The sequence below is a fragment of the Lysinibacillus sp. 54212 genome, assembly GCF_036662795.1.
In the GTDB taxonomy this organism is placed as follows: Bacteria; Bacillota; Bacilli; order Bacillales_A; family Planococcaceae; genus Lysinibacillus_B.
Map to the genome: position 1 here is coordinate 56,946 of NZ_JBAFWZ010000004.1, position 25,996 is coordinate 82,941.

At 37.2% G+C, this 25,996-nt stretch carries 33 protein-coding genes and 1 riboswitch; of the genes, 14 read left to right on the forward strand and 19 right to left on the reverse strand.

Features of this window, described 5'->3' with window-relative positions; all coding sequences use genetic code 11:
* Window positions 1-79: 79 nt before the first annotated feature.
* The 5 genes from V4T18_RS04025 (at window position 80) to V4T18_RS04045 (ending at window position 3,184) form a co-directional block, all read left to right on the forward strand.
* Entirely contained in the window at window positions 80-664 is a 585-nt protein-coding gene (locus V4T18_RS04025) for a hypothetical protein (RefSeq protein ID WP_332646800.1), read from the forward strand.
* Window positions 665-748: 84 nt separating this feature from the next.
* Complete coding sequence (crcB, locus tag V4T18_RS04030; protein ID WP_332646801.1) at window positions 749-1,117, forward strand: fluoride efflux transporter CrcB; 369 nt, start codon at window positions 749-751, stop codon at window positions 1,115-1,117.
* Window positions 1,114-1,449, forward strand: coding sequence for a fluoride efflux transporter CrcB (gene crcB / locus V4T18_RS04035; RefSeq protein ID WP_332646803.1), 336 nt, complete (start codon window positions 1,114-1,116; stop codon window positions 1,447-1,449). Before crcB (V4T18_RS04030) ends, crcB (V4T18_RS04035) begins: the two co-directional genes overlap by 4 nt.
* Before the next feature lie 15 nt (window positions 1,450-1,464).
* Window positions 1,465-2,601: an S-layer homology domain-containing protein gene (locus V4T18_RS04040; RefSeq protein WP_332646805.1), complete on the forward strand. Its 1,137-nt coding sequence runs from the start codon at window positions 1,465-1,467 to the stop codon at window positions 2,599-2,601.
* 127 nt (window positions 2,602-2,728) lie between these two features.
* Window positions 2,729-3,184 carry a hypothetical protein gene (locus V4T18_RS04045; RefSeq protein ID WP_332646806.1) on the forward strand — a complete coding sequence of 152 codons (456 nt, stop codon included), beginning with the start codon at window positions 2,729-2,731 and terminating at the stop codon, window positions 3,182-3,184.
* A gap of 42 nt (window positions 3,185-3,226) precedes the next feature.
* Here V4T18_RS04045 and V4T18_RS04050 read toward each other — a convergent pair whose 3' ends face one another.
* Window positions 3,227-3,580, reverse strand: a complete 354-nt coding sequence (locus tag V4T18_RS04050) for an acylphosphatase (protein ID WP_332646808.1) — start codon at window positions 3,578-3,580, stop codon at window positions 3,227-3,229.
* A gap of 249 nt (window positions 3,581-3,829) precedes the next feature.
* Complete coding sequence (locus tag V4T18_RS04055; protein ID WP_332646810.1) at window positions 3,830-4,435, reverse strand: superoxide dismutase; 606 nt, start codon at window positions 4,433-4,435, stop codon at window positions 3,830-3,832.
* A gap of 537 nt (window positions 4,436-4,972) precedes the next feature.
* Here V4T18_RS04055 and V4T18_RS04060 point away from each other — a divergent pair.
* Window positions 4,973-5,734 (forward strand): hypothetical protein, encoded by a 762-nt coding sequence (locus tag V4T18_RS04060; RefSeq protein WP_332646813.1) that lies wholly within the window; start codon window positions 4,973-4,975, stop codon window positions 5,732-5,734.
* Between the two features lie 46 nt (window positions 5,735-5,780).
* Here the strand turns inward: V4T18_RS04060 and V4T18_RS04065 are convergent, their stop codons facing one another.
* Entirely contained in the window at window positions 5,781-6,260 is a 480-nt protein-coding gene (locus V4T18_RS04065; protein ID WP_332646815.1) for a DUF456 domain-containing protein, read from the reverse strand.
* Window positions 6,261-6,374: 114 nt separating this feature from the next.
* Between V4T18_RS04065 and V4T18_RS04070 the strand changes: the two genes are divergently transcribed.
* From V4T18_RS04070 to V4T18_RS04085, 4 genes are all read left to right on the forward strand, one after another.
* A complete protein-coding gene (locus V4T18_RS04070; protein ID WP_332646816.1) occupies window positions 6,375-6,881 on the forward strand; it encodes a DUF1189 family protein in 507 nt (168 codons plus the stop codon).
* A gap of 56 nt (window positions 6,882-6,937) precedes the next feature.
* Window positions 6,938-7,267, forward strand: a complete 330-nt coding sequence (locus tag V4T18_RS04075; RefSeq protein ID WP_332646818.1) for a hypothetical protein — start codon at window positions 6,938-6,940, stop codon at window positions 7,265-7,267.
* A 97-nt stretch (window positions 7,268-7,364) separates the two neighbouring features.
* Window positions 7,365-8,477 carry a flavodoxin-dependent (E)-4-hydroxy-3-methylbut-2-enyl-diphosphate synthase gene (gene ispG, locus V4T18_RS04080; protein ID WP_332646820.1) on the forward strand — a complete coding sequence of 371 codons (1,113 nt, stop codon included), beginning with the start codon at window positions 7,365-7,367 and terminating at the stop codon, window positions 8,475-8,477.
* 20 nt (window positions 8,478-8,497) lie between these two features.
* Window positions 8,498-9,067 (forward strand): 5' nucleotidase, NT5C type, encoded by a 570-nt coding sequence (locus tag V4T18_RS04085; protein WP_332647014.1) that lies wholly within the window; start codon window positions 8,498-8,500, stop codon window positions 9,065-9,067.
* 81 nt (window positions 9,068-9,148) lie between these two features.
* On the opposite strand, the gene V4T18_RS04090 is transcribed toward V4T18_RS04085, so the two are convergent.
* On the reverse strand, window positions 9,149-9,343 hold the full coding sequence (locus V4T18_RS04090; RefSeq protein WP_332647022.1) for a hypothetical protein: 195 nt from the start codon (window positions 9,341-9,343) through the stop codon (window positions 9,149-9,151).
* A 127-nt stretch (window positions 9,344-9,470) separates the two neighbouring features.
* Between V4T18_RS04090 and V4T18_RS04095 the strand changes: the two genes are divergently transcribed.
* The 4 genes from V4T18_RS04095 (at window position 9,471) to V4T18_RS04110 (ending at window position 13,279) form a co-directional block, all read left to right on the forward strand.
* On the forward strand, window positions 9,471-9,968 hold the full coding sequence (locus V4T18_RS04095) for a 23S rRNA methyltransferase (protein WP_332646822.1): 498 nt from the start codon (window positions 9,471-9,473) through the stop codon (window positions 9,966-9,968).
* A gap of 297 nt (window positions 9,969-10,265) precedes the next feature.
* Window positions 10,266-10,727: a helix-turn-helix transcriptional regulator gene (locus V4T18_RS04100; protein ID WP_332646823.1), complete on the forward strand. Its 462-nt coding sequence runs from the start codon at window positions 10,266-10,268 to the stop codon at window positions 10,725-10,727.
* 374 nt (window positions 10,728-11,101) lie between these two features.
* Complete coding sequence (locus tag V4T18_RS04105) at window positions 11,102-12,088, forward strand: PAS domain-containing protein (RefSeq protein WP_332646825.1); 987 nt, start codon at window positions 11,102-11,104, stop codon at window positions 12,086-12,088.
* A 36-nt stretch (window positions 12,089-12,124) separates the two neighbouring features.
* Window positions 12,125-13,279 carry a putative bifunctional diguanylate cyclase/phosphodiesterase gene (locus V4T18_RS04110; protein ID WP_332647016.1) on the forward strand — a complete coding sequence of 385 codons (1,155 nt, stop codon included), beginning with the start codon at window positions 12,125-12,127 and terminating at the stop codon, window positions 13,277-13,279.
* Between the two features lie 104 nt (window positions 13,280-13,383).
* On the opposite strand, the gene V4T18_RS04115 is transcribed toward V4T18_RS04110, so the two are convergent.
* The 15 genes from V4T18_RS04115 to abc-f form a co-directional block, all read right to left on the reverse strand.
* On the reverse strand, window positions 13,384-14,031 hold the full coding sequence (locus tag V4T18_RS04115) for an alpha/beta hydrolase (RefSeq protein ID WP_332646827.1): 648 nt from the start codon (window positions 14,029-14,031) through the stop codon (window positions 13,384-13,386).
* Window positions 14,032-14,043: 12 nt separating this feature from the next.
* A complete protein-coding gene (locus V4T18_RS04120; RefSeq protein WP_332646829.1) occupies window positions 14,044-14,661 on the reverse strand; it encodes a DNA helicase in 618 nt (205 codons plus the stop codon).
* A 243-nt stretch (window positions 14,662-14,904) separates the two neighbouring features.
* The gene (locus tag V4T18_RS04125; protein WP_332646831.1) at window positions 14,905-15,612 is read right to left on the reverse strand and encodes an O-linked GlcNAc transferase; all 708 of its coding nucleotides are present in this window, start codon (window positions 15,610-15,612) and stop codon (window positions 14,905-14,907) included.
* Window positions 15,613-15,747: 135 nt separating this feature from the next.
* The gene (locus V4T18_RS04130) at window positions 15,748-16,422 is read right to left on the reverse strand and encodes a hypothetical protein (protein ID WP_332646833.1); all 675 of its coding nucleotides are present in this window, start codon (window positions 16,420-16,422) and stop codon (window positions 15,748-15,750) included.
* On the reverse strand, window positions 16,419-16,916 hold the full coding sequence (locus tag V4T18_RS04135; protein ID WP_332646835.1) for an ECF transporter S component: 498 nt from the start codon (window positions 16,914-16,916) through the stop codon (window positions 16,419-16,421). Before V4T18_RS04135 ends, V4T18_RS04130 begins: the two co-directional genes overlap by 4 nt.
* Window positions 16,916-17,329, reverse strand: coding sequence for a bifunctional adenosylcobinamide kinase/adenosylcobinamide-phosphate guanylyltransferase (locus V4T18_RS04140; RefSeq protein WP_332646837.1), 414 nt, complete (start codon window positions 17,327-17,329; stop codon window positions 16,916-16,918). Before V4T18_RS04140 ends, V4T18_RS04135 begins: the two co-directional genes overlap by 1 nt.
* Window positions 17,281-17,874, reverse strand: a complete 594-nt coding sequence (locus V4T18_RS04145; protein WP_332646839.1) for a histidine phosphatase family protein — start codon at window positions 17,872-17,874, stop codon at window positions 17,281-17,283. Before V4T18_RS04145 ends, V4T18_RS04140 begins: the two co-directional genes overlap by 49 nt.
* Window positions 17,847-18,620 carry an adenosylcobinamide-GDP ribazoletransferase gene (gene cobS, locus V4T18_RS04150; protein ID WP_332646841.1) on the reverse strand — a complete coding sequence of 258 codons (774 nt, stop codon included), beginning with the start codon at window positions 18,618-18,620 and terminating at the stop codon, window positions 17,847-17,849. Before cobS ends, V4T18_RS04145 begins: the two co-directional genes overlap by 28 nt.
* Window positions 18,620-19,180 carry a bifunctional adenosylcobinamide kinase/adenosylcobinamide-phosphate guanylyltransferase gene (locus tag V4T18_RS04155; RefSeq protein ID WP_332646843.1) on the reverse strand — a complete coding sequence of 187 codons (561 nt, stop codon included), beginning with the start codon at window positions 19,178-19,180 and terminating at the stop codon, window positions 18,620-18,622. The genes cobS and V4T18_RS04155 overlap by 1 nt, the downstream gene beginning before the upstream one ends.
* A 95-nt stretch (window positions 19,181-19,275) precedes the next feature.
* Window positions 19,276-20,226, reverse strand: a complete 951-nt coding sequence (locus V4T18_RS04160; RefSeq protein ID WP_332646845.1) for an ABC transporter substrate-binding protein — start codon at window positions 20,224-20,226, stop codon at window positions 19,276-19,278.
* Entirely contained in the window at window positions 20,223-20,765 is a 543-nt protein-coding gene (locus V4T18_RS04165; protein ID WP_332646846.1) for an ATP:cob(I)alamin adenosyltransferase, read from the reverse strand. The genes V4T18_RS04160 and V4T18_RS04165 overlap by 4 nt, the downstream gene beginning before the upstream one ends.
* Window positions 20,766-20,914: 149 nt before the next feature.
* Window positions 20,915-21,095: riboswitch (cobalamin riboswitch) on the reverse strand.
* 102 nt (window positions 21,096-21,197) lie between these two features.
* Complete coding sequence (locus tag V4T18_RS04170; RefSeq protein WP_332646848.1) at window positions 21,198-22,748, reverse strand: hypothetical protein; 1,551 nt, start codon at window positions 22,746-22,748, stop codon at window positions 21,198-21,200.
* Window positions 22,741-23,256: a sigma-70 family RNA polymerase sigma factor gene (locus tag V4T18_RS04175; protein WP_332646849.1), complete on the reverse strand. Its 516-nt coding sequence runs from the start codon at window positions 23,254-23,256 to the stop codon at window positions 22,741-22,743. The genes V4T18_RS04170 and V4T18_RS04175 overlap by 8 nt, the downstream gene beginning before the upstream one ends.
* A 99-nt stretch (window positions 23,257-23,355) precedes the next feature.
* A complete protein-coding gene (gene trhA / locus V4T18_RS04180) occupies window positions 23,356-24,000 on the reverse strand; it encodes a PAQR family membrane homeostasis protein TrhA (RefSeq protein WP_332646850.1) in 645 nt (214 codons plus the stop codon).
* Between the two features lie 168 nt (window positions 24,001-24,168).
* Entirely contained in the window at window positions 24,169-25,791 is a 1,623-nt protein-coding gene (abc-f, locus tag V4T18_RS04185) for a ribosomal protection-like ABC-F family protein (RefSeq protein WP_332646852.1), read from the reverse strand.
* Window positions 25,792-25,996: the final 205 nt, after the last annotated feature.

Below are 25,996 nucleotides of genomic sequence, written 5' to 3' on the forward strand. Positions count from 1 at the left end.
CTAAAAGGTTTCTTTCGATGCAAATTCGCTGTAACTCCCTAAAGTCTAACCCGTCTAATCCGATAAAGGCGGTGATTTTTTGAAACGAGTCATGGGTTTAACTTTCCTTGTTACAATTGCTTTGACACTTTTTATCCTTCCTTCTAGTAGCTTTGCCTGCTCATGTGTCCCTCCAGACAGTCCAGAAAAGGAATTAGAACGTAGTGCAGCCGTATTTTCTGGTAAGGTAATTGACATTCAAGATAGAAATATTAATTTTCCAACTTTTTCTTCAGCAGATCCACTGTTCGTAAGATTTGAAGTGGATTTAATCTGGAAAGGCGTTACACAATCACAAGTTATCGCTTCTACTATGAGAGATTCGGCAAGCTGTGGGTTTGAATTTATAGAGAATAACGAATATCTCGTGTACGCAACGGAGGTCGATGGTGAGCTACAAGTTACAATGTGCTCTAGAACTTCATTATTATCAAGTGCACAGGATGATATTAAAGTGTTAGGTACAGGTGAAGGGCCGACGGAAAAAGTTGAGCTAACGACAAAAACAGACGATACACCTAGCGAAACTAAATTCAATTCTGGCTTCACATTATTAATATTCGGGGCAGTTATTTTAGTATTAGCAATCGTATTAGTTTATATCATTTGGCGACGTAAAAAATAAGAGATGGTCTGACAATGCTGTCGGACTTTCTTTTTTTCACTGTTTCTTGTTAAATAAGAGATAAGAAAAAGCTGAGGTGAAATAATGAACATTATAGCAGTTGGAATTGGAGGGGCCTTTGGAGCATTACTACGTGCTTTTTTAGGTGAATTGATTCCATATAGTGGTGGCTTTCCATACGCTACATTTTTATGCAATTGTATAGGCAGCTTTTTACTTGGCTTTATATTAACAAGTCAATCAATAATAACAAGTTCTGTTCTTAAGCTTTCCATTACAACTGGCGTGCTTGGTGCGTTCACTACTTTTTCTACCTTTAGCTCAGAGGTCGTCACATTAATCCAAGCAGGAAACTATATCATTGCTACGCTGTATGTTAGTCTTTCAATCCTTGCTGGACTTTCGCTCAGCCTTTTAGGAGTAAAATTGACGAAGGTTGGTGAACGAAAATGATATTCATTGCACTAGGTGGATTTTTAGGCGCTATTAGCCGATATTTAATAAGTATATTCCTAAAGGCTCATATGAAAAGTGGATTTCCTATTGCAACATTTTCCGTTAATATTCTAGGTTCCTATGCTTTAGGGCTTGTCATGAGCTCTAATCTATCTTTAGGCTATTTATCTTTTGGGGGTATAGGGTTTCTAGGTGCTTTTACAACTTTTTCTACCTTTAGCTATGAAGCCATTCAACTCATGGCCGAAAAGCGATATGCTAAAGCATGTTTTTACATTTCATCCTCTTTAATCGGAGGGATTCTTGCTTTTTTAGCTGCAATAATTTAATACGGGGGTCTCGTTATGAACAAAAAACTATTCCTATCTACACTTGTCGCCAGCTCTGTTATTGTAGCGGCGCATACAGTATTTGCTAATGATTTCACTGATGTTGATCACCATACCGAAATGGGTAAAGCAATACAAAGTTTAGTGGATCGAGGTATTGTTAATGGCTATGGTGACGGAACATTTCGGCCAAATAATGTAGTGACTAGAGGACATGCAGCTATAATTTTAGCTGGTGTATTAAAACTAGACACTGCCAATGCTACGGCGCATTTTACTGATGTGCCAACAACTCACAAAAACTATCGTGTTATTTCAGCCTTAGCACAGAGGGGCATCATTAATGGCCATTCTGATGGTTCATTTAGACCTAATGATCCTATTACACGTGAACAAATGGCAATCATTTTAGCAAGAGCGTTTAAACTAAAGGCAGAAAATATTGACCTACCTTTCACAGATGTGAAAAAAGGTTCAGCCTCCTATACATATGTAAGTGCATTATATTATAACGGAATTACAAGTGGCATAACCGCTACAACCTTTGATTTAAATAGCGCTGTCACACGTGGACATCTAGCGGTATTTATAGCCCGTGTCGAAGCTCTAACGAACGTCAGCAATTCATTAAACATAATAGCCGAGAATTATGGATTTTTACAGTTTACCGACAATCAATCCGAAGCAGGAGTTTATAAAATCATTGGCAACAAGGATCAAATTAAACTACTCCCACTAGCTGTCGGTACTAGTAAACTGCTATTAGCGGGACCATCGTTAGCATCTACGGTTCAACAAAAAAAATACGAGCTTTATAATGTCCATGTAGAAAAAATCAACGGGAAGCTATCATTGCGAGTTGAACAGTTAGATTTACTGGAGAATTTAACACATAATGCACAGTATTATTTAAATAAAGATTTAGCCCTTCCCTTTATACCTACCACAGCAACCGTACAAGATCAATTCGGTCAAACGGTTAATAGCAGCTTGTATAAAATAGCACGTGATGATCAAGGAATTGAACTGGCTTTCTTTTCACCCGGACAATACACCTTACAATTAAGCAATGGTGATAGGAAAAAGGAATACATCGTTCACGTATCTATCGCTAATTTCGAAACAGTCATTCGACTCTCCGTATCTTCATAAACTATAGTAATGTCCTTCTTGCGTGTATGATACTTTAGTGTAAGGCTTCTTATCACTAGTATCATGCCCGCTTTGAAAGACGTCTGTGCATTCTCCAAATAACACATTACGGAACGGAGGGCTGTTAATGATGTTTACGAAAGTTCTTATTCTATGTTGTATTCTTCTCTTTAACCTCTCGAATGAAAAGTATCAACCTGAAATCTATGCACATCAAACTCTAATTGAGCTAGTAAATAACCCAGGCCTTCAAATCGAAAGTGTGAATAGCTTTGTTGTAGACCTAAATGACCGTGCTACTGAAGTTCTTGTAAAAGCAGTTAGATATGAAGTAGTACTTGGTACAAACGAGGCTACAACTATCCAGAACATCTCTAGGTATTCATTTGAAGTTGATGATCTTTCTACATTAAATTTAAAACTTATCCCTGTTGGAAATTTGACTCTTTTAAAAAATACTCAATACGGCACGCGCTATTCCTTAGCCTTTGAAACGATGTATGGAAAATATACTGAATATGAGCTAAAACATATGATAGATAATCAAAGCTTTCAAATAATGTTTAGTAGAATAAGAGAGTGAAATTTATTACCTTATCCACGCTGTCTTTTTCAAATTCAAGTCTTATTTCACTATAGTAAACACACTGTCTCCTTCAACATTTGTTCTTTCTATTATTTGTACATTTTTTACAGCTGCTCGTTTCAAGGATTTCATACTGTCTATAAGGAAGACAATTTTCATCTCTTCTCCTTGTATTTCAGCTTCTACATCTCCATTCTCTAAATTTTTTACCCATCCCGTTAATTCGAGCCTTTGTGCTATCCGATACAACTCTAAACGAAAGCCAACCATTTGTACTCTTCCAGAAAAAATCAGCTGCTTTCTCACAACTCTGCTAGGTGCAAACGGTGGAATTGTAATTCGATTTGCATGCCAAATTACATAATCATCTCTTAGTTTTGATAAAATCCCCATCTATAAACGTCCCCTTCTAAATAATTTTCTCTTCAGTTATATACCGCTTACGTATACAACTATACTTATTCTTCATAAAAGAAATAATTTCCTTCTAAGTTCACCCGTTATGTAACTAACAACAATAAAAAACAGTCGATCTAATAATTCAGATCGACTGTTTTTTTAGTTTTAAGAATCAGTTTTGCACCTGTCCCTTTGCTTCTGGTGCAAGCTATAGATTTCTAAGAACAGCTAGAATCTTCGCGATTACTTAGCTTCTTGGAACTTTTTCTCTACTACGTCCCAGTTCACTACGTTCCAGAATGCACCGATGTAGTCTGGACGACGATTTTGGTAGTTTAAGTAGTAAGCATGCTCCCAAACGTCTAAGCCTAGCACTGGTGTTTTACCTTCCATAACTGGAGAGTCTTGGTTTGGTGTTGAAGTAATAGCTACACCGTCACCATCAACGATTAACCATGCCCAGCCAGAACCAAAACGAGTTGTTGCAGCTTTAGCGAACTCTTCTTTGAAAGCGTCAAATGAACCGAATTTTGCATCGATTGCTTTTGCCACTTCACCTACTGGCGTATTTGAACCGCCTGGAGCGATTACTTCCCAGAATAATGTGTGGTTAGCGTGACCGCCACCGTTGTTGCGTACTGCTGTTTGCTTGTCAGCTGGAACAGCGTCTAAGTTAGCGATTAATTCGTTAATATCTTTATTAGCGAATTCAGTGCCTTCTAAAGCAGCGTTTACGTTTGCTACATATGTAGCGTGGTGCTTTGAATGGTGGATTTCCATTGTACGTGCGTCAATATGCGGTTCTAATGCATCATAAGCGTAAGTTAATTGTGGTAATTCGTATGCCATGTTAAGTTCCTCCTTGGAAATAAAAATAATGATGAATCCTCTAATAGGTTATCAAAATTAGCCTGGTCATTCAAATAAAATTAATCGTGATATAACAATTCAGCCTTTTGACGGAATAATAGCAATCTATCTCCTTTAATAATTATGTATTGTAATGATTAAACAAAGAATCCAATCTCTCAACCAAACTTAACATAGTTTTTAATACCTAATTATAACTCTTTCGAATAAAACTATATTACCACCAAAAAATACAAGGATTATTTCATTAAATAATTATTACCATCCTTTTTATTCATTTTCCTTTATACCCTTTTACACCCATCTCTTTTTTAACTAAACTACTAAATGAAAGGAGGACATATGCTTTTACTTTTTAATTCTATTGTCAGTTTTTTAATCCTTACCCTATGTCTTTTATTTTTACATTATAGTCGACCCGAGAAACCGCATCATCAGCTTGCTACTATTTGGAGTGTTTTGTTTCCGGGTTTAGGCCAGCTTTATTCAGGCGCAAAACTTAAAGGTTACGTATATTTGATTATGACCTTAGCCATTTCATTGTTGCTTAAGAATATCGAATTAAACGATCACCCTATCAATGTTATTGTTATAACAATTTTACTCGGCATTTTATTTATATTTTATATCGGCCAAATATTTGAAGCGAGAATGGAAGCGCAACATACGGTATACATACATGAAAGAAAACAACAGCTCGTGACACTACAGCGGACCTTCCCAATTCACGGGAAGCTTTCTCGAATTTCTCATCAAGGAACAATTCCAGCCCATCTGATGAATAACGATGATCGACAATCAGTAGATGAGATAATTGAAGCTAAAAAAATGGAGGCGCAAAAAGAACAAACAGCTAAAAACTATAGAGCTATTAATCCAAATGGACAATTTATTGCAGTTGACACAACGATTTTTATTTCGAAGCGTGAGCAATTAGATCAATTATTAGAGCAAGGGTATACACTAGTTGTATGTAAAACCGTACTAGATGAACTCAATGGCCTTAAAACTTATGGTGATTTTTCTAAGCTATTAGCGGCTCAATCAGCAATTCATTTAATTCAGATTTTAAAACGGGATGACCGGATTTTATTGTGCCCTCTCCCATCCAGTTATACGATGAATAAATATAAGCTGAATGAAATTCACGTTCATCATTCCGTTATCGGCTCATATATTGAACAGCGAAACTTAAATGCGCGATTAAAATTTCTCTCTATCGATGCTCAAGCTAATAAGCTAGCGTTACGATGTAACCTTCCTTTATTTAAATTATAATAAAAACGTTGAAGCATACAGTTGTAAACTGGTGCCTCAACGTTTTTTAAATCGCGAAGATAAAAATCGCGATCATGATCGCTTGTATAGTACCCTTTGTGACAATTGAAGTTAAAAATCCAACGAGAGACCCCACACCTGTTTTAACAGCCTGCTGCCAGGTTGTCTTTGTTACGATGAGCTCTGCTAATATAGCACCTAGAAATGGGCCTAGAATAATTCCGGCAAACGGGATAAGAAATGGTCCTACTAATAGACCGATTGTACTACCCCACATTCCCGCCTTGGAGCCTCCGAATTTTTTCACCCCAATAAGATTTGATACTGTGTCTGCTGCAAACAGTAGCACAACAAATAGAACTTGAATTAACCAAAACCACCACGGTAGTTCACCGAAGCTATAAAAAATCCCGTAAACAATGAAGCCTGCGAGAATAAAGACTACAGATGGAATAATCGGGTAAATTAGTCCAACGAAGGCAATAATAAAACATGCAATTATGAGTATCCATGCAACAATATCCAATTGACACCTCTCCTTTTCTAACTATACGACTTAACTACGGATAAGTTTCACTACAGAGACTAAAGATTTTCCAAATGAACGAAACATGTTAAACTTGCGTTTGGAGGGAAAAAAATGAAACACTCGCAACTATTTATTGATAGCTTAATCCACCCTAAAAAACTAGCAGCTTATAGAATCTTGCCAATCGGTAAAGTGATACAATATGTATTTTTATTAAGCACATTTATTACCGTTTTTTCGTTCGGAAGATTTACTTCAGGGATCACAGATGATTTATTTAATATTGAAGGCTTAACAGATTATATTTCCAATATTAAATGGCTACTTTATCCATTCGCCTTTATTTTTTTATTTGTGATGAATTCTCTTTTACTATTTTTACGTATTAGTCTATATGCGTTAGCAGGATTCTATATTATGAAATCGATGAAGCGACGCGGAGAGTACCGCCAAGTTTGGCGAACTGCAGCCTTTGCGATTACATGGGCAACCCTACTTTCTGTACTCTTTGCCATTCTTCAAATTTCTAGTACAGCTGCAACATTGATAGGTGTATTTATTACGATGACACTAGTAATTGGAGCTTTCACAAAATATCCTAAACAACCAAAAGCATAATTTTTGTATGCATGAATCTCCCCTCCCCACATATAGTGTAGCGAGGAGGGATTCTTTTGCGTTTATTCTTATCAACTATTTGCATATTTGCGTTGGCTCTGGTCATTAAAATTGATTTAGAGGAAGGGACAATTCCACTCGCTAGCTTTTACGAGGAAACATGCGAAGAAACGTACCAGTATGAAAATATCAATGTTCGCGTTGCAGCAAATGATACAATTTATAGCCTATTTGCAACAACACCATCTCCTGTCGCAATTCCCTTCCCTGAAAGACTTACAGCTTTTTATGATATAAACCCTCATTTGCAAAAGCAAGCACTTGTGGCGGGCGAGAGAATACTAATACCAATAAAGGTAAAAGCTAATAATCAATGCCAAAAATGAAAAGTCAGCGTTTCTGCCTTGTCTTTTTCTTTCCTACACTGCTAAAATAGGGTTGGAGTGACGGCTTTTTAAAAAGCCTGAAAAGGAGAGAATTTTCATGAGTGAAATCGTTCACCGTACAAAAACACGCCCTGTTCGTGTCGGTAACTTAACTATTGGTGGCAGTAACGAACTATATATTCAAAGTATGTGTACTACTAAAACACATGATGTAGAAGCAACAGTAGCAGAAATTAAACGCTTAGAAGAAGCAGGTTGTCAAGTTGTACGGGTTGCTGTGCCAGATGAACGCGCGGCAGATGCATTAGCAGCTATTAAATCTCAAATTAACATCCCCTTAGTAGCGGATATTCATTTTGACTATAAATTAGCGTTAAAGGCTATCGAGGCTGGCGTTGATAAAGTACGAATCAATCCCGGGAATATCGGCCGCCGCGAAAAAGTAGAAGCTGTAGTAAATGCAGCAAAAGCGAAAGGTGTACCTATTCGTATTGGCGTAAACGCTGGTTCATTAGAGCGCCACATTCTAGAAAAATACGGCTACCCTACTGCAGACGGTATGGTTGAATCTGCCCTGCACCATATAAAAATTTTAGAGGACTTAGATTTCCATGATATTATCGTGTCGATGAAGGCCTCTGATGTCAACCTAGCAATCGAGGCATATGAAAAAGCTGCAAAAGCGTTTGACTATCCACTACACTTAGGCATTACTGAATCTGGAACTTTATTTGCAGGGACTGTAAAATCAGCTGCAGGTTTAGGTGCTATTTTATCAAAAGGCATCGGGAATACTTTACGTATCTCGTTATCTGCTGATCCTGTTGAGGAAGTAAAGGTAGCGCGTGAGCTATTAAAATCATTTGGCCTTGCATCAAATATGGCTACTTTAATTTCATGTCCAACTTGTGGTCGTATCGAAATTGACCTTATTGCTATTGCAAACGAGGTAGAAGAATATATTTCAACACTAAATGTTCCATTAAAGGTTGCTGTTCTAGGCTGTGCAGTAAATGGTCCAGGAGAAGCTCGTGAGGCAGATATCGGTATTGCTGGTGCACGTGGCGAAGGACTCCTATTTATGAAGGGCAAAACAGTTCGTAAAGTACCTGAAGAAACAATGGTAGAAGAATTGAAAAAAGAAATCGATAAATTAGCCTCTGAAATGCTTGAACAACGTGCAGCAGAAGAAGCAGCTAATTCTCTATAAGGAGAATAAATATGACTTCAATAACTAAACCGCGCTTTGGTATTGATATTGACGGTACCGTTACATGCCCGGCGACTTTAATTCCTCATATTAATAAAGAATATAAAGTCAACATAACATTAGACGATGTAATCGAATACGATTTTTTAAGTGCCTTTCCTTACCCAATTGACCGTAATCAGTTTAATCATTGGTTTAAGGAAAACGAACCTAGCATGTATGCTGCAAGTGAGCTAGCCTCTAATGCAAAATCAATTTTAACTGACTGGCAAAATCGCTACGAGCTATACTATATCTCAGCACGTGGAATGAATGTTATGGACGTTACACAAAATTGGTTTTTACAGCAGGGTATACCATATGACCATATCGAATTAATTGGTAGTCATGATAAAATTTCAGTGGCAAAAAAACACGAGGTTCAGGCATTTTTCGAGGATAAGCACGATAATGCTGTTATGATTGCTGAAGAGCTAAATATACCTGTCGTTTTATTTAATACCCCTTATAATCAGTTACCAGTACCGACTAACGTTGTACGTGTTAATAACTGGCTAGAGGCAAACGACTGGATTTTGAAAAAGTTTTAACAAATGAGGGTGCCTACTAAAATAGTAGGCACCTTCTCTTTTTCCATAGTATAAAGTAGTAGTAGCTTAAAAGCCAAAGCTTTAGATGTCTAAAATCCCTCTTACCCATCGTTCTACAAAGCTTTCGAAGGTAATTCCATAACGATCGTACACTTCATGATAAACAAAATAAACACCTAATTTATCTAACATTTCATCATCAATTTTCATTTGGTCATTCCTTTCAAAGTGAGCTGATTGTAATGATTCAAAATGCTCCAAAGACATCCTTTGCATTCTCGTCCGAACTCCTACCTGTACATCTGTTATAAAATAGTCACAATCCATCTAAAAGTAGTCGTTTATCTCGATCAATCTTTTAGTAATATGAAGGTAATTATTAGTTTTAACGGGAGGTTTACCTATGCGGAAATTTAGTGCAGCAATTATAACGACTATACTTGCATTTACATTGGCTGGGTGTGGAGATACATTTCAAGATTTAAAGGAAGCGGCTTCTGGTATAAACTCTGCTGCCGATGAAGCGGCATCTGCGATTTCTCAGGATGTACATTCAATTCGCGCAATCGAAATCACTTATAATAATCATACTTTTACAGTAAATGACTTATTTAAATCTATACTACGTGACGTTCAATGGCATTATGAAGAAAATGGTGCTTCAAGTGTATTAAAAGTTACAGGGACATGGCTGCCAAACTTATTTGATAGCTATTCATTTTCGGTAGATCAACAAAATGCTTTAGCACTTGACGGACATGTTACAGTATATTTAACAATAGACGAGGGCGTTATCCTCGATGATAAAACAAAGGTTACGCTTATGCAGAAGGAAAAGCTTCTCGTAGATGAAAAAGGAAAGGAAGTACTTTATCATTTCTATGAAACCTATGCTAATTAACCTTAGTCAATATTATAAATACTCTTTTTAAGAAGTATCACGAACATTCAAATCGAACGACCACTTATAGCATAACAGTATGAATATTCGATTTTTTGTTTCTGTAATGTTCGTATTTGATGCTGGCAAAATGATTTATGAAATTAACTCTCCAATATAAAATACTTTATATAAACAGCTATCCTGATCGTATTAGAAAGAAACGGAAAGATAGCTGCTTTTTCATGCATTTTAGTTCCAATTCCACAACATTCATTGTACGATGTAAGAGTAAATTTACACGAAAAGGTGATTTTATTGGACCGTGAACATGTAACGGATATCGTGACAGAAAAATTGAAGCTCATAAGAACAGAAAGTAATTATACACAAGATAAAATGGCTGACATATTAGGTATCTCCAAAAAAACACTTGTCCAAATTGAAAAAGGAAGAATTTCTGCCGGCTGGACGACAACTGTTGCCATTTGTGCATTATTCCGTGAGAGCTCTATTTTACAAAATGCGTTCGGTGGAGATCCTATGGACGTTATTGAACTAACGGCACATGACATCATCATACGACCTAAAGAAAAAACAATGGGCGGGTATATTTGGTGGCGAAATGTTGAAGAGCTAGAAGGCTATCGTCTACAACAAAATGTTTTAAGCAATCATTACCGAATTATAGATGATGAAAACTATCGACTATTCAGTTCTATTGAAAAAGATGTTATTCAAGAGAAATGGATTGCTTTAAAACAAACGATTAACCTTTAAAAGCAATCTATACGTTTATAACCTACAAAATCGGTTAATTAGTATGAAAACACCTTTGGATAAACAAGGCTTTTTACGTATGTTTTTTTGTATCAATTTTATAGATAGGATTAGACGTGCAGACTTAATTGAGACATTGAATTGATAAAATTCTAGCAAGAAAAATAACATAGCTCTTTTTAAAATAATATTCTTATTTTTTTCTAAATTTGATATACTTTTTTTAGATTAGTCAATTTCATCTACATAGCTTTCCAAATTAGAATCACGAATAATCAATTTATATAGATTTCGATTGTTCGTATTTTTTGATGAAAATACCAATTGTGAAATTGATTTAGATAAATTTTTCTTACTTAGGGGGAAATATAGGAGTGCTAGCACAAAACATCAAGCCCCTATCAAAGGAACAGTTGTTTTCCTCGCTCTGTAACATTTGCGAGCAATATAGTACTGGGGTTGCAATTATTAATCCACACGACGAACTGTTATCTATAATGTATTCAAATGAAGCTTTTACAGAACTAACTGGTTATTCGAAACTAGATTTAATAGGAAAAAATTTAGATATTCTTAATGGCTTAAAAACCGATACTAAATTAAACAATGAATTACAGCACCATTTAAAAAATTTTAAACCAATTAAAACAAGAATACTCCATTACCAAAGGGATGCTAGCCCATTTTGGAATGAAATAACAGCACATCCGATTCAGGATGAAAATGAAAAAGTCCAATTTATAATGGTTCATTTTACCGATGTGACGTTTCAAACACTTTATAAAATGCTCTCGAAGTTAGAGCATGAGGTGTATCGAGATATTGAAAAAGGTGGCGAGCTTGAACATATTTTACAGCTCATTACAACACAAATTGAAACGTACTATACACGGAATGTTTACTGTGCTATTCATTTAATAGGAACAGATCAATCGACTTACGTGACAGCAGTTAGCTCTTTACCTAAAAAAATAGCTTCCGCTATACAGGATAATGAATTTAAATGCTATTTAACGAGTGACTGTGAAACAGTGTATGTAAAAAAATTTAAGCCAACAGAGATTTCATCTTTACGCAAAATAGAAAATACACTAGCAGCACCTTTAAGATTCCCTATTCGATGTAGCTGGTCAAAGCCTATTTGTGATTCTAAAGATGCAATAGTCGGTTTTTTTACTTTTTATTTTGAAAATGAACCGATACTAAAGCAAACTGATATCGACTTTTTAAATCGTTTAGCGCCTGTCATATCATTGGCTATTAAATACGCCGCACAAACACAGCAGCTCAGACAGCTTGCTTATTATGATAGCGCAACAAACCTACCTAATTTGCATTATTTTCAAACGGAATTAACCTAATGGATTGAGCAAGGACTTGAAGGTATTATCTTTACTATCCAGCCAGGTGAATATTCTCAAATAGTCGATTTGTACGGAAGACGAGCTGGTGATGATGTATTGCGCCAAATGGTGGATCGTCTAAGCCAATATGAGAATCAATATCCTTATGATTTTATTGCAAAATTTTCAAGTTCATCTATTATTGTTGCCTATAAAAATAGCAGGCTAAACTTAACTCAATATGAGTCCTGTGTTAGACAGCTTACTCTTGCCCCTTACCTTATTCACGGTCAGGAGCTATATATAACTTTAAAAATTGGTGTAGGCTACTTTGATACAGAAAGTAATGTTGATGATAGTATTCGTAAATCGGATGTTGCGTTATCGAAAGCACGTGGAATAAGTGGAACGAATATTGCATTTTTCGAAGAGGATAGTACGGCTAAGCTACAGCTTGAAATGGATACCTTAAACCAGCTTACTCTTGCACTAAGAAATGATGAATTCACTGTTGCTCTTCAACCGAAAATGAATATTCATACATTAGAAATTGAGGGGTTTGAGGCATTGTGTCGTTGGTATAGTCCCGTACTTGGGGTGATTTCTCCTGCAACGTTTATACCTATTGCAGAACAGGCAGGAAAAATAAAGGAAATAGACAAAAGAGTATTAACGAAGGTCTTACGTTGGCTACAGCTTCGCCTATTGCAAGGTGAAAAGGTCGTTCCAATTGCTGTCAATATTTCACCCGACCATTTTTATGAGGCGTCTTTTGTACAGGATTTTATATCCTTAGTTCAGCAATACAATGTACCCCCTTATTTAATTAAGCTTGAGGTGACCGAAAGTGTAGAGCTAGTCGATCTTTCACGAGCTAAAAACATTTTATCTCTGCTGAAGGAGAATGGTATAGAAAGCTCCATTGATGACTTTGGTGTAGGCTTTTCTTCATTAAGTTATTTACAGCAGCTGCCATTTAGAGAAATAAAAATCGATAGAAGCTTTATTAACGGAATGGATAATCCCGGGATGTATGCAGTTGTTCAAACGATTGTACAGCTTGCATCGAATTTAAAAATGAAGGCTGTTGCAGAAGGAATTGAAACATTGGATCAACTTGAAAACCTAAAAAACATGGGATGTCAAATTGGTCAGGGCTATTACTTCTACAAACCAATGTCCCTTGACGAAGCCTCTTTACTTATTTAGCAAGCCGATTTCAAGCTAAAATAGGATGCTCATTGAACTTTATACTTGCTTATCCACCATGATAAAAAGAAGGAGAAGTGCTTGAATTGGCACTTCCCCTTTCTTTAGTTTATTTCTGAAATTCCATCCTCTGCAATAAAGGCAATTAAAGCTTGCTTCACTTCTGGTGTTACCCCATGACCATCTTCAAATGTTTTAAACGTAACTTCTGCACCGTAATCTGTGAAAAACGCTGCACTTCCTTTTCCCCATTGGAGTGGATACACATAATCATACTCTCCGTGAGAGATAAGAATTTTCGATTTATCCATTGGAAGCTTATTATATTCCACTGCAACAAATTCTGGAATATAGCCACTTAGCGCTGCGGTTCCACGAATTGCACTTCCCATCACAAGAGCGAGTGTCTGTGCTAGTACTGCTCCTTGGTTGAAGCCAACAATATAAATTTTCTCCATATCAAGATCATATTCCTGAATCGCTTCAAAAATAAACGCTTGTGTATATTGAATAACTTTATCGAATACTTCACGAGTAGGTCTTCCCTCTTCTTCAAATGTATAAAATGCATAGCCGGGCGAATGCGCAATTGGTCCTTGTAAGCTAAAAATGTGACATTGCGATTTAAAGTCCTCAACTAATTGTAGTAAATCCTGTTCATTACTTCCTAGACCATGTAATAAAAAGATGGCCGGCTGTTTACCGTTACTTGGTAGCGGTGCCGTATGAACAAATGTATATGGTGATTGCATGTTGTTTCCTCCCTATAAAAGTTCCATCCCATTAACAAATTGATCTGCATAATACGCAACGTAGCCATCAATAATACGTACCGTCTCATCAAAGTCACCTTGTACTAGCATGATCGCATCAGGCTGAAGTGTAACGTATGTTAAAAAATCAAATCGTAAAGAATGTTCCACAGAAGCGTAGGCGTAATCATAAACAACGGCCTCTTCCGTTACTTTTAATGCCTTATACTGACTATGAAACAACTTCGTATAATCTTCCGTTTTTTCAGCCACGAATTGGCGAATACGCATTTGCTGGGCAAGTGCTTCACTTTCGACCATTTCTCGTTGTGGCACAATTCCTTGCCCAAATGTCTGTTGAATAATTTTTGTCCATGCTGCTTTATTTTCAACAAAATACGTAATATTTAGCATTAAGCGATCAAAATAATCTTGCTCATCCTTTGCAGATTGCTTTTTTAATAGAATATTATTTCGAATGGTTTTCTCAAATTGCTTTACGTCGGCTTTTGCAACCAATTGAGCCAATAATCCCTCTATATATTTATTCTTATCTCGCCCCGCTTGATTATTCATCATATTCACTTCCTTTAAACGTCTTACAATTACATATCTTATGGTACCATTCATTTTGATATTAGGCACTCTTTAATCACTTAAATTACGACATTAGAAAAGCGGAAGCGCCTCGTTCAGCCCGACAGCTGCTTGCAGATCCGAATCGCAAGCAGCTCTCCCGCTTTCGACCGACGGGATGAAGCGACCTCGAGGAGTTGGGTGCTGGAGTTGGACAATGCTCAAACTCCAAAAATATATAATTACTTCCCCATTTAAAAACTAGATAGCGGATCACTTCCCGCTATCTAGCTTATGTTACTCTAATACATAGTCACGCATATTATCCAACGTATTTTCAATCGCAATTTTTAACGATCTTTGTTGAGGTCGACACGACTCTAAAGCCTTCTCTAATGTAATAAGGGCATTTTCTAAAAATGGGTCCTGCTTCAAATCCTTATAGAGCTGCGTTAACACTAGCCCTTTATTCCAATACCAGCGTGCATTTTCAGCATCTAACTCAATAGCACGCTCTAAGTAACCAAGTACTTCGAATGGAGACCAGCCAAAGCGATGCATCGTTTGCGCTGCAATGCCGTAAAACACTGCTTTATTTGGATTCCACTTCACCGCTTGAAGCATACAATGTACACTTTCATCATAATGATGGGCGAATAAAAATAACTGCCCCTGTGTGAAGAAAGATTGTGCTTTCTCGATATCCTGTCCTACTCTTGCAACCTTTTCTAGCTCTTTAACTCTCTCATTAAAGGTGCTTTCATCTTGTATTTCACGAATCTTATGCACCTCATCCTGCTCTTCATACGTTTCATCAGCTCTCTCTTCACTTTGCCTTGCATCGATATTTGTATAAAGCGGAATGCTATCCAGTTCATGTCGATTGTATAATTGAATTAATTGGCTTGCTTGCTGGGAGGATCGATCATCCTGTAATGCCTCGCGTGCCTCCTGCAAACTTAAATGAAATTGTCCACTATAAAAATATTGCTCCATTGTATGCATACTAGTAACTCCTTTATGTTGCTCTTCTTATTAGTATAGCATGTCATTGTAAAGCACGTAATATATTAACGAAATACGATGAATATTCTTGAAAATTCACTAATTATTCAATCCAACTCTGCACTGTAAAGAGATTTATAGGCTCATTTCAATCCGAACTATCGGGGAGGATATCATCTCTTTAAATCGTGATATATCCTTTTCCTTTACTGCTACAATAACAGCGGTGGAAGGTCCTGCCGATTTATTTAAATCACAAAGACACGTATATCCTACTCCCAAAACTCTACTAATCTCCGCGCCAATTCCCTTCGATCCTGTTGGCCAAATACATTGAATGATCCCATTTCCTATTAACGTGGAAAGCTCCTTTAAACTAGCTATACTCTTTCTATCATCCATCACCTCTTGACCGACGAGAGGCTTTCCGACAACATAATAGTGGCAATTTTCTAAGGAGGGCTGACGAACCTTCTCACCAATCATTGTCAAACTAACCGCGGATTGTAAAGCGTGAAAATTCGATTCTGTAGAACCTGATAGTGGTGGCATCGGTTGATCTATTTGTTCAAAGACCTGCGATATCCCATCAATATACTCTTCCCAAGCTTTTTCACCTGAAAAATTAGCCAACAATAGTTGAGCTGGCTCTGCTCCAGCACACCACTGTTCAAGAATTGTGACACGCGCTAAAAAATATCCAGTAATCTCATTTGGAACCTTTACCAAGTCTTCATCCTTATTACCGATACAGCCCGAATTATCTATAGTAATAACGGTTGATTCATTATATAAAACCGCATTTCTCATATGCTCTTTAGCGCGCCTTTTCGCGCAATTACCTTTTGTAATACAGGTAATACGATTATGGCTACTATTACATTAATGATCGTAGCAACAGTTAAGCTAGGAACTGAAGCGAAATAAAATGCCGGTGATACAAGGAAATAGAATGGCATTGGTGCAATAATTCCATTCGCTACAATTACAAAAGTCCATTTTAACACAGAGAAACCTTTCCGATGTAATATATTAAATATATATAAAATGAAAAACATTTCTAGCGCTATAACCGCATGAAAAGGCCCGAGTGGCATACCAGCAGTGAGTCCTGTTGCAATGTGCCCGATTGCAGCTGTCAGACCGGAAAATAGAGGGGGTAAAAATGCGACACTTAGTAATGCTGGTGCAGAATCAAGAGCTGCTGTTGTAATAGGACCGGGAATTTTTATGAAATTTCCAATAGCACAAAGCGCTGCAATTAACCCCGTTAATACATAAATTGTCAATTTTTTCTTTTCCATTATAACTCTCCTTTTATCTTTTCAGGGATGCCGTACCAAATTCTAGTCACTGATCGCGCTTCTTGAAATAGCCTTTGATAGATTCGGCCACAGCAATCTCTAACAAAGCGGTCTGTAGGATTTAGTGGCACAATTCCCCTTCCGATATCAGTACAAATACAAATAACATTCGTCTGCTGCTCAAGCTCACTTAATCTATCTACTACCTGCTGTGCTACTACAAGCTCAGGCATTCCCTTATATTGTAACGATAGCTTCTCAAAATTCATTAAAATTACGTAATCCTTTCCAGTAAAGCTAGATTCAGGTATTATCCCATCAAAAAAATGAACATGCTCTTTAGGTATGGAAGCTAATTTGTTCATCACAAATTGTCTTTTACCGTTATAGGCACCTCCGATATAGACTTGCATCTTTGCCCCTCCTTTAATTGACTGAAATAATCCCATGCACATGTATAGACGGTATGGTGATTTGCCGTTATCTTTGCAAAATCACTCTCTAGAAATAATGCGATTAACAGTCTAATTACTCCGCCATGCACAACAAATACATATTCACCTGGCTTCGTTACAATTCTCCAAAACGCATCATACACACGTTCTTTAAATACCTGGAACGATTCACCGTTTTGTGGTGTTACACATAACGGATCATCTATCCACCTTCGATATAACTTATGGTCCTTTAATTGCTCATACGTTTTCATCTCAAAATCTCCGAAATTCAGCTCACGAAGCCCTACAGCCGATAAAAACGTTGCTTTAGGAAAATACAAATTTGCTGTTTGCTTACAGCGAATAAGATCACTCCCATAAACGACAGCTGGATTTAGCGGGAGCGTAAAATGTCCAGCTCTTGGTATAATCTCCTCATCCGTCCAGCCAATGTATTTACGCTCGATATTCGCCTGTGTTTTTTCATGACGAATTAAATGAATAGTAATAGCGTGAACCATAAAAGAAGCTCCGTCCCTTCAAAGCATGCTCCGACTAAATCGCCAGACATCCCGCCGAAATTTTTCTTCGTCCAGTATCGATAAATGGCTACAAACAGCAGCATCACAACGAATAGAACAAGCCAAATTAATTGCTGTAAAAAAAGAGAGACTGCAATAAGAGATAAGCTATAAATAATCAATGCAAGCCATAGCTTTCTCGCATGAACTCTCTCTTTAAAATAGGCTGCAATACCCTTATTTTTGAACGTTTTCATCGTAAGGAAATACAATAAAATCGATAACCGTGCCATAAACGGTAGGACAATAAAATAATAGATAGGGATGCTATGTAATAAAAGCTCGTATAAAACTGCTACTTTCAGCAGTACAAAAATGACGAGTGTCATTGCACCAAATGCCCCTACACGAGGATCATCTAATATTTCAAGACGCCTTTCCTTATCTCTATAAGAGAAAAAGGCATCTCCAGTATCAACAACTCCGTCCATATGCAAGCCACCTGTCATTATAAAGTGAGCAACAACTAACAGGATAGCAATAAAAAGGGAGGAAAACTGCAAATAGCTATTATTCAAAACTATTATTCCAGCAAGTATACTCCCCATACCGATACCTAGTAGCGGGATAGCCCCGTACATTGCAGTTGCTGTCATTCGTGTAATCGGTAGCTGAAATTTAATAGGTAATGAGGTGAAAAATTGTAGCGCTAATAAAATACCTGTAAACCCTGTTCTTAACCCCATTATTTCCACCTCTTTTCAATGCCAGAATCTAACTCATAGGCTTCATCACATTGTGCAACAATCCATTGATGTAATTTACCTATAATTTGCCGATATTCATTTACTTCCCAGTAGCGTGAGGCGCCTTCATCTAACACTTCATTTGAAACTAATAATACGACTATACCCTTTTGCTGCCATTCTTTTAGCTGATCTTGTAACTGTTCAACGGCTAAAGTAATATTTTTTTCTCTATTTGGGGAAAGCTCGTTCCTAAATATTATATTCGTGAGCCACGTTGTTAAACAATCCCATAATAGAACATAGTCCGAAGACAGAACGGAAAATTTTGTTGGGAAACGGTCTGGCACTTCTAGTGTTTTCCAGGGAATAGCTGCTTGCAGACGATCGATTTTATGCCTATTGATTCGCTGCTGCATTTCTTCATCAAATGAGACACCTGATGCAATATAGAGCAAGGACTTACTGTTATTCTTAGCAAGCTGCTGGGCATAATTTTCTGCAAATGCACTTTTACCACTTCTAACGCCACCAGTTATAAAAATTATTCGTCCTCCCATTGGCACCAACCTCTACTTGAAAAGAGCAAATCTAATGATAGATTTGCTCTTGACATATTTTTAAAATTTAATTCGTATGCCAGCCTACTCCCTGACTATTTAAATAAATCAGGATATACTGTTTCTGCTACTAGCTCAACTGCTTCACCAATACGAGTTGCTGGACGAGATGTGATATCAGCATCCACTAAATAAACATTTTTATTAATAATTGCTTGCATTTTATCCCAGCCATTACGAGCTAAAATTTCACCAACTGCATCATCTGTATAGTAGACAGATGTTAAAATCACTTCTGGATCCTTTGTAATGACATCTTCCTCTGCTGCACTAAACCAGCCGTCTTGTTCCTCAAATACATTTTCCACACCAGCTGCTGTTAAAATTTCTTGTTGGAATGTGTTACCACCTGCTGTCCAAATATCTGGAGCTGGTGAAATTTCAAAATATACTTTTTTCTTCTGATCAAGCTTTTCTGTTTTTTCTTGAACTGCCGCAATTTGAGCTTTAATATCTTTTACAACTTGCTCACCAGTATCCTCAACTTGAAGTACCTCAGAAAGTTGAACAATATCGCCATACACATCATCAAATGATGCAGCCGAATCAATAACAAATACCTTTAGCCCAGCCGCTTCAAGCTGCTCGATTTGAGCTGGATCACCGGCAGTATATGCTATTACAACATCTGGATTTAATTCAATAATACGTTCAGCATTGATTGTCATCGAATCTGAAACACGTTCGATTTTCTTTGCCTCTTCTGGGTAAGTGTCATAATCTGTTGCACCAATAATTTTTTCACCAGCGCCTAGAGAGAATAAAATTTCTGTATTACTCGGTTGAAGTGAAATAATTGATTCTGGTACTTCATCAAATGTAATTTCCTCATCACGGTCATCGACAACTTTATAAGGACCTTCCGCTACTTCCGGCTTTTCTTGCTCTTGTTCATTTTGCTTTGCATTTTTGTCTTCATCCGTTCCACATGCAGCTAATAGTAGGGCTGCAGCAATTGGTGTTACCCATTTCATTTTAAATTTCATTGTTCTGCCTTCTTTCTTTTTGGATAAGATTTACTTTCAAAAATTATTTCTGAGTGATGCCCATGTTTATTTAAATATACTGCCATTACAAAAAATACATTTGCTAGTAGTCCTAAATAATCGAATAGAATTTCCGGTACTACTCGTTCCTCACTTACTTTATGTAGAGCTCTGTAAGACTTTTTTGCCTCACTTCGACAGCTATGTAATCGACTTGCTGCTTCAGTTCCTTGCGGCAAAACGAATTGCTGTATTTCTTGTTGGACATACGCTACATAAAAATCATAGCGGTCACTTAGCCATTGTAAATCCTCTTCTGTTATCGCAAGCTTGCCACGGACAGAGCCGTTCGCATGATAAACATTTGGCTGAATGATCCGTAAATCTTCAAGTACTATCCTTTCAGCCTCACTATCAGCTAATGCTGGAAAAACCTCGCCCACCCTAGTCGTTAAACAATCTGTACGAATCTCGTAGTCTACTAAACAGCTTTTTTCACGCATAAACGGATAACAGCTATAGCGCATATCTTTCTTCAATTCTTATCTCCCTTTCACAACCATTACAAAATACTACAACAACTTCGTCCAACAGAAAAAGCCACCCAGAAAATGGATGGCAGAAAGACAAAAAACAATACTATTTGTTATTCGTATTTGCCGCACATTCCCTTTAGTTCCGAAGAGTGTTGTTACGAATAGAAAAAGACAGGTCTCCTGGCTCGCGCATCAACTTACTTCTGAGATCCTTCCCATCCATAGACAGTGGTATCCTCTCATTTCATCAGCGCATACAGTTACGGACATAGCTTCGGCCTTTCACCGAATTCCCTTTTCTCTTTCCTGCAAGCTTATTCACCTGATAAAGAATGTAACATAAATAAAGCTAAATTGACAAATAATTTAATAATTTAAGGGAAAATCATCGCAAACAACTAGTTCTGTACAATATTACATAAAATATTGTATAGATTAACCTGTAGGTACATCTCTCGCAATGCCGATTAAATACCATCCCCCTCCCGATTTATGGAAAATGAATCGCAGGGCTTGAGAGGATTGGCTAGAGTAATACTCTATATACTTCGCATTCGGATAATTTGCATGAATAGTATTTAAAACCCCGCCAAATTGAACAGCCTGACCGTTAAATGTAACTGTGTCATAAACAAAGTCTTTTCCATTCACCTTTAACAAAATAGTTTGCACATATTCTTCCAATGTCATTTTAAACTCTCGATTGCTATCATCATGTCCCCAATCAATTTGTTGATTTTTAGCATTTACTAGCTCATCCGGCTTAAGGTTTACATAATCCCCACCGTACCCTGGTTTGTTACCGAAGTCAGCAAACAATGAGAATGTAAGGCCCTCAGATGGATCTACCATTGCCGATAATTTCTCATACTCTCCATTATACAAATGACTAAAAACGAGCGAAGTTAAATTAGTAAGCTCCTGTTCTTCAGTCGGTCTCTTGTATGGTTCACCTACCATAAAATGATCTAAAATCGCATCATAGGAGCCGTTATGGGTAAAGGTAATTTGCTGGAGAGCTGGGAAATATTCAAAAAATGATCCATTAATCGTACCAGCAAACATCGAGCCGCCAGTAGAGCCCTGTATATTAAAAACCCCTTCTCCCAAATCTAAAATGAGAGACGCCCCATTGTTTTCAAAGCTATAACTATTAAGGGTGACATTGAACGTTTTCGCTTGCTCGTAAATAAAGTTAATTATCGACGCCTCAGAACCATCACCACTATACTCTACCTCATGCTTTTCAAGGTAGCTCACAGTTTCATCCGGCTTGTAAATAGTGATGGATTTACTAATATTGCCGCCTTTATCCTTTTGAACTAAGCCACTTTCTAAACCATTATCATAAATACCGTGTCGCCATACTACCTGCTGCCCGTCGTTATACGCTTCTATCTTTAGTGGGTCGGGTGTACCAGATTCTAACGTATCGAAAACTGCGTACCAGACTTTCATATCGTTTAGTTGGAATACTGTTCCCTGTTGCTCTAGCGTTTGCTGCATGACTTTAACAGAAGTGATTTTTTCATCTGTAATAATGCCTCCAAATAATGCAACTGGAATATAATGGTTATGGTCCATTACCCACTCAAAGCCGTCCTCAGGATTTTCTTCTCCATTCCCTGTATGAGTCCATACCTCATGATCAGTCGGTTTATACCCTATTCGAAAGCCGCTTTCATCCGTATAAAAGATAACCTCATAATCGTCTGTTTTATGCTCATATAAAATTTCAGTAGATTCTGGATGTGGTACTGTCTCCATAAACCCTTGCTGAGCTAGCTGAGGATCATCATCTTTATCACCTACTAGCATAAATACGAAAAATAGGACTGCTGCAGTCACGATAAGAGATGTAACTGGAATTAAAAAATTTGTTTTCTTTTTTTGAGGAGGTTTATGAAGGTTTGATTGTACTTTTTGGATGATAGACTCCTTATGCTCAGCTATATCACGCAATGCCCATACTTTTGCCTTAGTCATTTAACAGCACCTCCCATTGTATATGTTGCAAATCTAGTTTTAGTAATTCCCGGCCCTTTTTTAATCTAGATTTCACGGTATTCTCAGGAATATTTAAAAGATTAGCCACTTCCTTAATAGACATACCCTCTAAATAGAAATACATAATTGGCTCCCGTTGCTTTAAAGGTAGGCGTAATATGGCATCCCCAATTAATGCCTCCTCATCCTTCTGCAGCAATTCATTTCTATCCAACATTTCTTGCTTAGGAAAGATTTTTTGCTGAAGTGAAATTTTTCGGTATGTCCAGCTTTTTAAATAATCTTTGCATTTATTAATCGTTATTCGAATTAAATAAGCCTTTAATTCCCCTCGTTCCTCGTAGCCACTTTGATGATAAAATTTTATAAAGACATCCTGAACAATATCCTCAGCCGTGTGTAAATCTTTTATATAATAATAGGCGACACGAAATAACAGCTCTGTATAATCGTCCATAATTCTAGTTAAGTGTGCTTCACGATTCATTCTACTCCCCCCTCTACCTTATAAACGACGCTAGAATAATCGAAGTTTATTTTTATAAAAAAAAATAGCCAACATTTGTTAGCTATTTTATCATCATTATTAAAGATATAGATATACCGTTAAATACATCATTAAGCAACCTGCCATGACAAATACATGCCATATTGCGTGATTATACGGAATTTTATTATTCCTATAAAAGTACGTACCCGCTGTATAAAAAATGCCCCCTAGTAATAAGGTTACAAGTCCAGCCATTGAGATATATTCAATAAGTGGCTCATAAACAAAGATGGCAATCCAGCCCATGCCAATATACGTGATAAGCGATAGTGCTTTAAAGCGATGAACAAAAAATTGCTTCATGATAATACCAAAGAGGGTTAATCCCCATTCAATTGCTACAATTGTCCAGCCAAGCTTTCCACCAATCGCAATAAGTGCTACAGGTGTGTACGTACCAGCTATTAATAAAAATATTGCAGAATGATCTAGTTTTTTAAATAAGCTTTTTTTCGCAGGCACTGTATGATACAGTGTAGACGCTAAAAACATGAGCATCATGGATATGCCAAAAATTAAATAACTTACTAAATGAAGCATCGACTGCTCTTGAAAAGCCTTATTCATTAATAATAGTATCCCTGGAATTGTTAACACACAGCCAACACCATGTGTTAGAGCATTCCAAAACTCTTCCTTCTTACTATAAGCTGAGTCCATAACGACTGCTTGCTGTACCATATCTATCACCTCTTAAATGATAGTATGATTGAAATTAGCCCTATCAAAAAGAGGAATGTGTCATGACTTCCATATGACAAATATCATTTTAGAATAGCTTTTTTGTCAATAAGAGGATGAGAAGGTTCTCTATTATTGTCCTTTCAATAGCAAACCGTACTTCTATTATTATAGCTCTCGTAATTCCTTTAAAATTTTGTTGAAGCGTTGATCTAATGCTGAATAATTCGGGTCCTTTGGTGTCATAAAAGAAAGCTTCCCTAAAATTTCTTGCTGCTCGTTTACTAACTGAAGTCGTTGCAGCTCAGAGTTATTAGCAATCGTTTTTGTCATTGGCAATGCTACTGTCTCATTATCAATTAGCCATTCACTTTTTGTTATTTTTTCAACAAAATATCGATCATGAGATACGACAAGAAGCGCTCCATCATATTCACCTAATGTTTGCTCTAGCCTCTCCCGTGATGGCAAATCTAAATGGTTGGTCGGTTCATCTAAAATTAGTAAATCCTTTGACTCCAAAATAAACTGCATTAATTTGCACTTCACTCTTTCCCCCATGCTCATCTCGCGAAAAGGCTGTGCCCATTGCTCACTCGAGAACCCTAAATGTCTCATTAAATTTTGTACCTTCCCGCGCATTTCAAATGTAGGCTGATAGAAAAATCTGTCCGGCGTATCATCCATTGGCAGATCGTACACAGTTTGCGTTAAGTAACCTATATTAAGGCTTGGTGACATCCACACTGTACCGTTAGCTTTTTCAAGCCCCATTAAAATATTTAATAGCGTTGTTTTGCCACTACCGTTCGGGCCAACTAATGCAACTTTTTCACCCGCCTGCAGTGTCAGATTGACATTTTTAAAAAGGGTACGTTGCCCGAAGCCCTTTGCTACATTTTTTAGCTCAGCTAATCGTTTCCCCCTCTTTATATCGTCCGGTAACTGAAACTGCACTTTATACTCCGGTTTAACAGCTTCTATCCGATGCTTTTCAAGCTCCTGTTCTAAACGCTTTCGCTTTGACTTTACTTGGGCATCTGTTCGCTTTGCCTTTTTCCGATGATATTCTTTAAACCCTTCCTGTTTTGTAGATTCCCTATGAGCCTTTTCAGACCATGCGTTTAAGTTTGTTAATTGGTGCTCTATTTTGTTTATATAAGCCTGCTGAACCTCGTATTGATGCTGCTGTGCCTGACGCTTTTGCTCACGTTCCTGCTTATAATCCGAATAATTTCCGTTATACGAGATAATTTGCTTGTCTTCAATGGCCAAAATACCTGTAGCTACTCTGTCTAAAAAATAGCGATCATGGGAAACAATGATAATCGTTCCTTTATAGCCATTTACTAGCTCTACTAAAATTTCTAGTGAAGCAGCGTCCAGGTGATTCGTTGGTTCATCTAGCATAAGTAGTCCTGCCCTTGAATGGAAACCACGCATTAAACGCACCTTTAGCTTTTCGCCCCCACTTAAACTATCGTACGGGGCTATTGGAATATTCCATCGAGAAAACCACTCCTGCTGCTCTTTCTCAAGCTCTTCAATTCCAAATGATGATTCTTCTTGTTTTACATAGGCAACGGAAAGAGCCGGGTCTAACAAGCTGATTTGACCCTTTGTTGGTTGCATATTGCCTGCAAGCATTTCTAATAACGTAGATTTCCCCGCACCATTTTTACCGACAATGCCTATTCTTTCTCCTTCTTTTATTGTTAAATCCTTCGCTTCAAACAGAAGAACTTCATGGAATGTCAATGTTACTTCGTGTAATTTCATTATTTCTTTCATGAGAACGCCTCCTAATGGGAGGAAGGTTTTATTGAAATGCAAAAAATCCTCCCAACTATTTTGGAAGGATTAGCCTACAAATGTATACACAAATAAACCTGTTTAAAGAAAAACTAGGTCAACTATTTATGAAAATGGGCAGACTAATCCTATTGTTTGTTAATCGATTCTATTCGATCTTGCAAATAATAAGATTAAAACTTCA

Coding starts and splice junctions, on each gene's coding strand:
- crcB (WP_332646801.1), top strand. CDS start 749: ATGAACATTATAGCAGTTGGAATTGGAGGGGCCTTTGGAGCATTACTA.
- crcB (WP_332646803.1), top strand. CDS start 1,114: ATGATATTCATTGCACTAGGTGGATTTTTAGGCGCTATTAGCCGATAT.
- V4T18_RS04040 (WP_332646805.1), top strand. CDS start 1,465: ATGAACAAAAAACTATTCCTATCTACACTTGTCGCCAGCTCTGTTATT.
- V4T18_RS04045 (WP_332646806.1), top strand. CDS start 2,729: ATGATGTTTACGAAAGTTCTTATTCTATGTTGTATTCTTCTCTTTAAC.
- V4T18_RS04050 (WP_332646808.1), bottom strand. CDS start 3,580: ATGGGGATTTTATCAAAACTAAGAGATGATTATGTAATTTGGCATGCA.
- V4T18_RS04055 (WP_332646810.1), bottom strand. CDS start 4,435: ATGGCATACGAATTACCACAATTAACTTACGCTTATGATGCATTAGAA.
- V4T18_RS04070 (WP_332646816.1), top strand. CDS start 6,375: ATGAAACACTCGCAACTATTTATTGATAGCTTAATCCACCCTAAAAAA.
- ispG (WP_332646820.1), top strand. CDS start 7,365: ATGAGTGAAATCGTTCACCGTACAAAAACACGCCCTGTTCGTGTCGGT.
- V4T18_RS04090 (WP_332647022.1), bottom strand. CDS start 9,343: ATGCAAAGGATGTCTTTGGAGCATTTTGAATCATTACAATCAGCTCAC.
- V4T18_RS04095 (WP_332646822.1), top strand. CDS start 9,471: ATGCGGAAATTTAGTGCAGCAATTATAACGACTATACTTGCATTTACA.
- V4T18_RS04115 (WP_332646827.1), bottom strand. CDS start 14,031: ATGCAATCACCATATACATTTGTTCATACGGCACCGCTACCAAGTAAC.
- V4T18_RS04120 (WP_332646829.1), bottom strand. CDS start 14,661: ATGAATGGTACCATAAGATATGTAATTGTAAGACGTTTAAAGGAAGTG.
- V4T18_RS04125 (WP_332646831.1), bottom strand. CDS start 15,612: ATGCATACAATGGAGCAATATTTTTATAGTGGACAATTTCATTTAAGT.
- V4T18_RS04130 (WP_332646833.1), bottom strand. CDS start 16,422: ATGAGAAATGCGGTTTTATATAATGAATCAACCGTTATTACTATAGAT.
- V4T18_RS04135 (WP_332646835.1), bottom strand. CDS start 16,916: ATGGAAAAGAAAAAATTGACAATTTATGTATTAACGGGGTTAATTGCA.
- V4T18_RS04140 (WP_332646837.1), bottom strand. CDS start 17,329: ATGCAAGTCTATATCGGAGGTGCCTATAACGGTAAAAGACAATTTGTG.
- V4T18_RS04145 (WP_332646839.1), bottom strand. CDS start 17,874: ATGGTTCACGCTATTACTATTCATTTAATTCGTCATGAAAAAACACAG.
- cobS (WP_332646841.1), bottom strand. CDS start 18,620: ATGGGGTTAAGAACAGGGTTTACAGGTATTTTATTAGCGCTACAATTT.
- V4T18_RS04155 (WP_332646843.1), bottom strand. CDS start 19,180: ATGGGAGGACGAATAATTTTTATAACTGGTGGCGTTAGAAGTGGTAAA.
- V4T18_RS04160 (WP_332646845.1), bottom strand. CDS start 20,226: ATGAAATTTAAAATGAAATGGGTAACACCAATTGCTGCAGCCCTACTA.
- V4T18_RS04170 (WP_332646848.1), bottom strand. CDS start 22,748: ATGACTAAGGCAAAAGTATGGGCATTGCGTGATATAGCTGAGCATAAG.
- V4T18_RS04175 (WP_332646849.1), bottom strand. CDS start 23,256: ATGAATCGTGAAGCACACTTAACTAGAATTATGGACGATTATACAGAG.
- trhA (WP_332646850.1), bottom strand. CDS start 24,000: ATGGTACAGCAAGCAGTCGTTATGGACTCAGCTTATAGTAAGAAGGAA.
- abc-f (WP_332646852.1), bottom strand. CDS start 25,791: ATGAAAGAAATAATGAAATTACACGAAGTAACATTGACATTCCATGAA.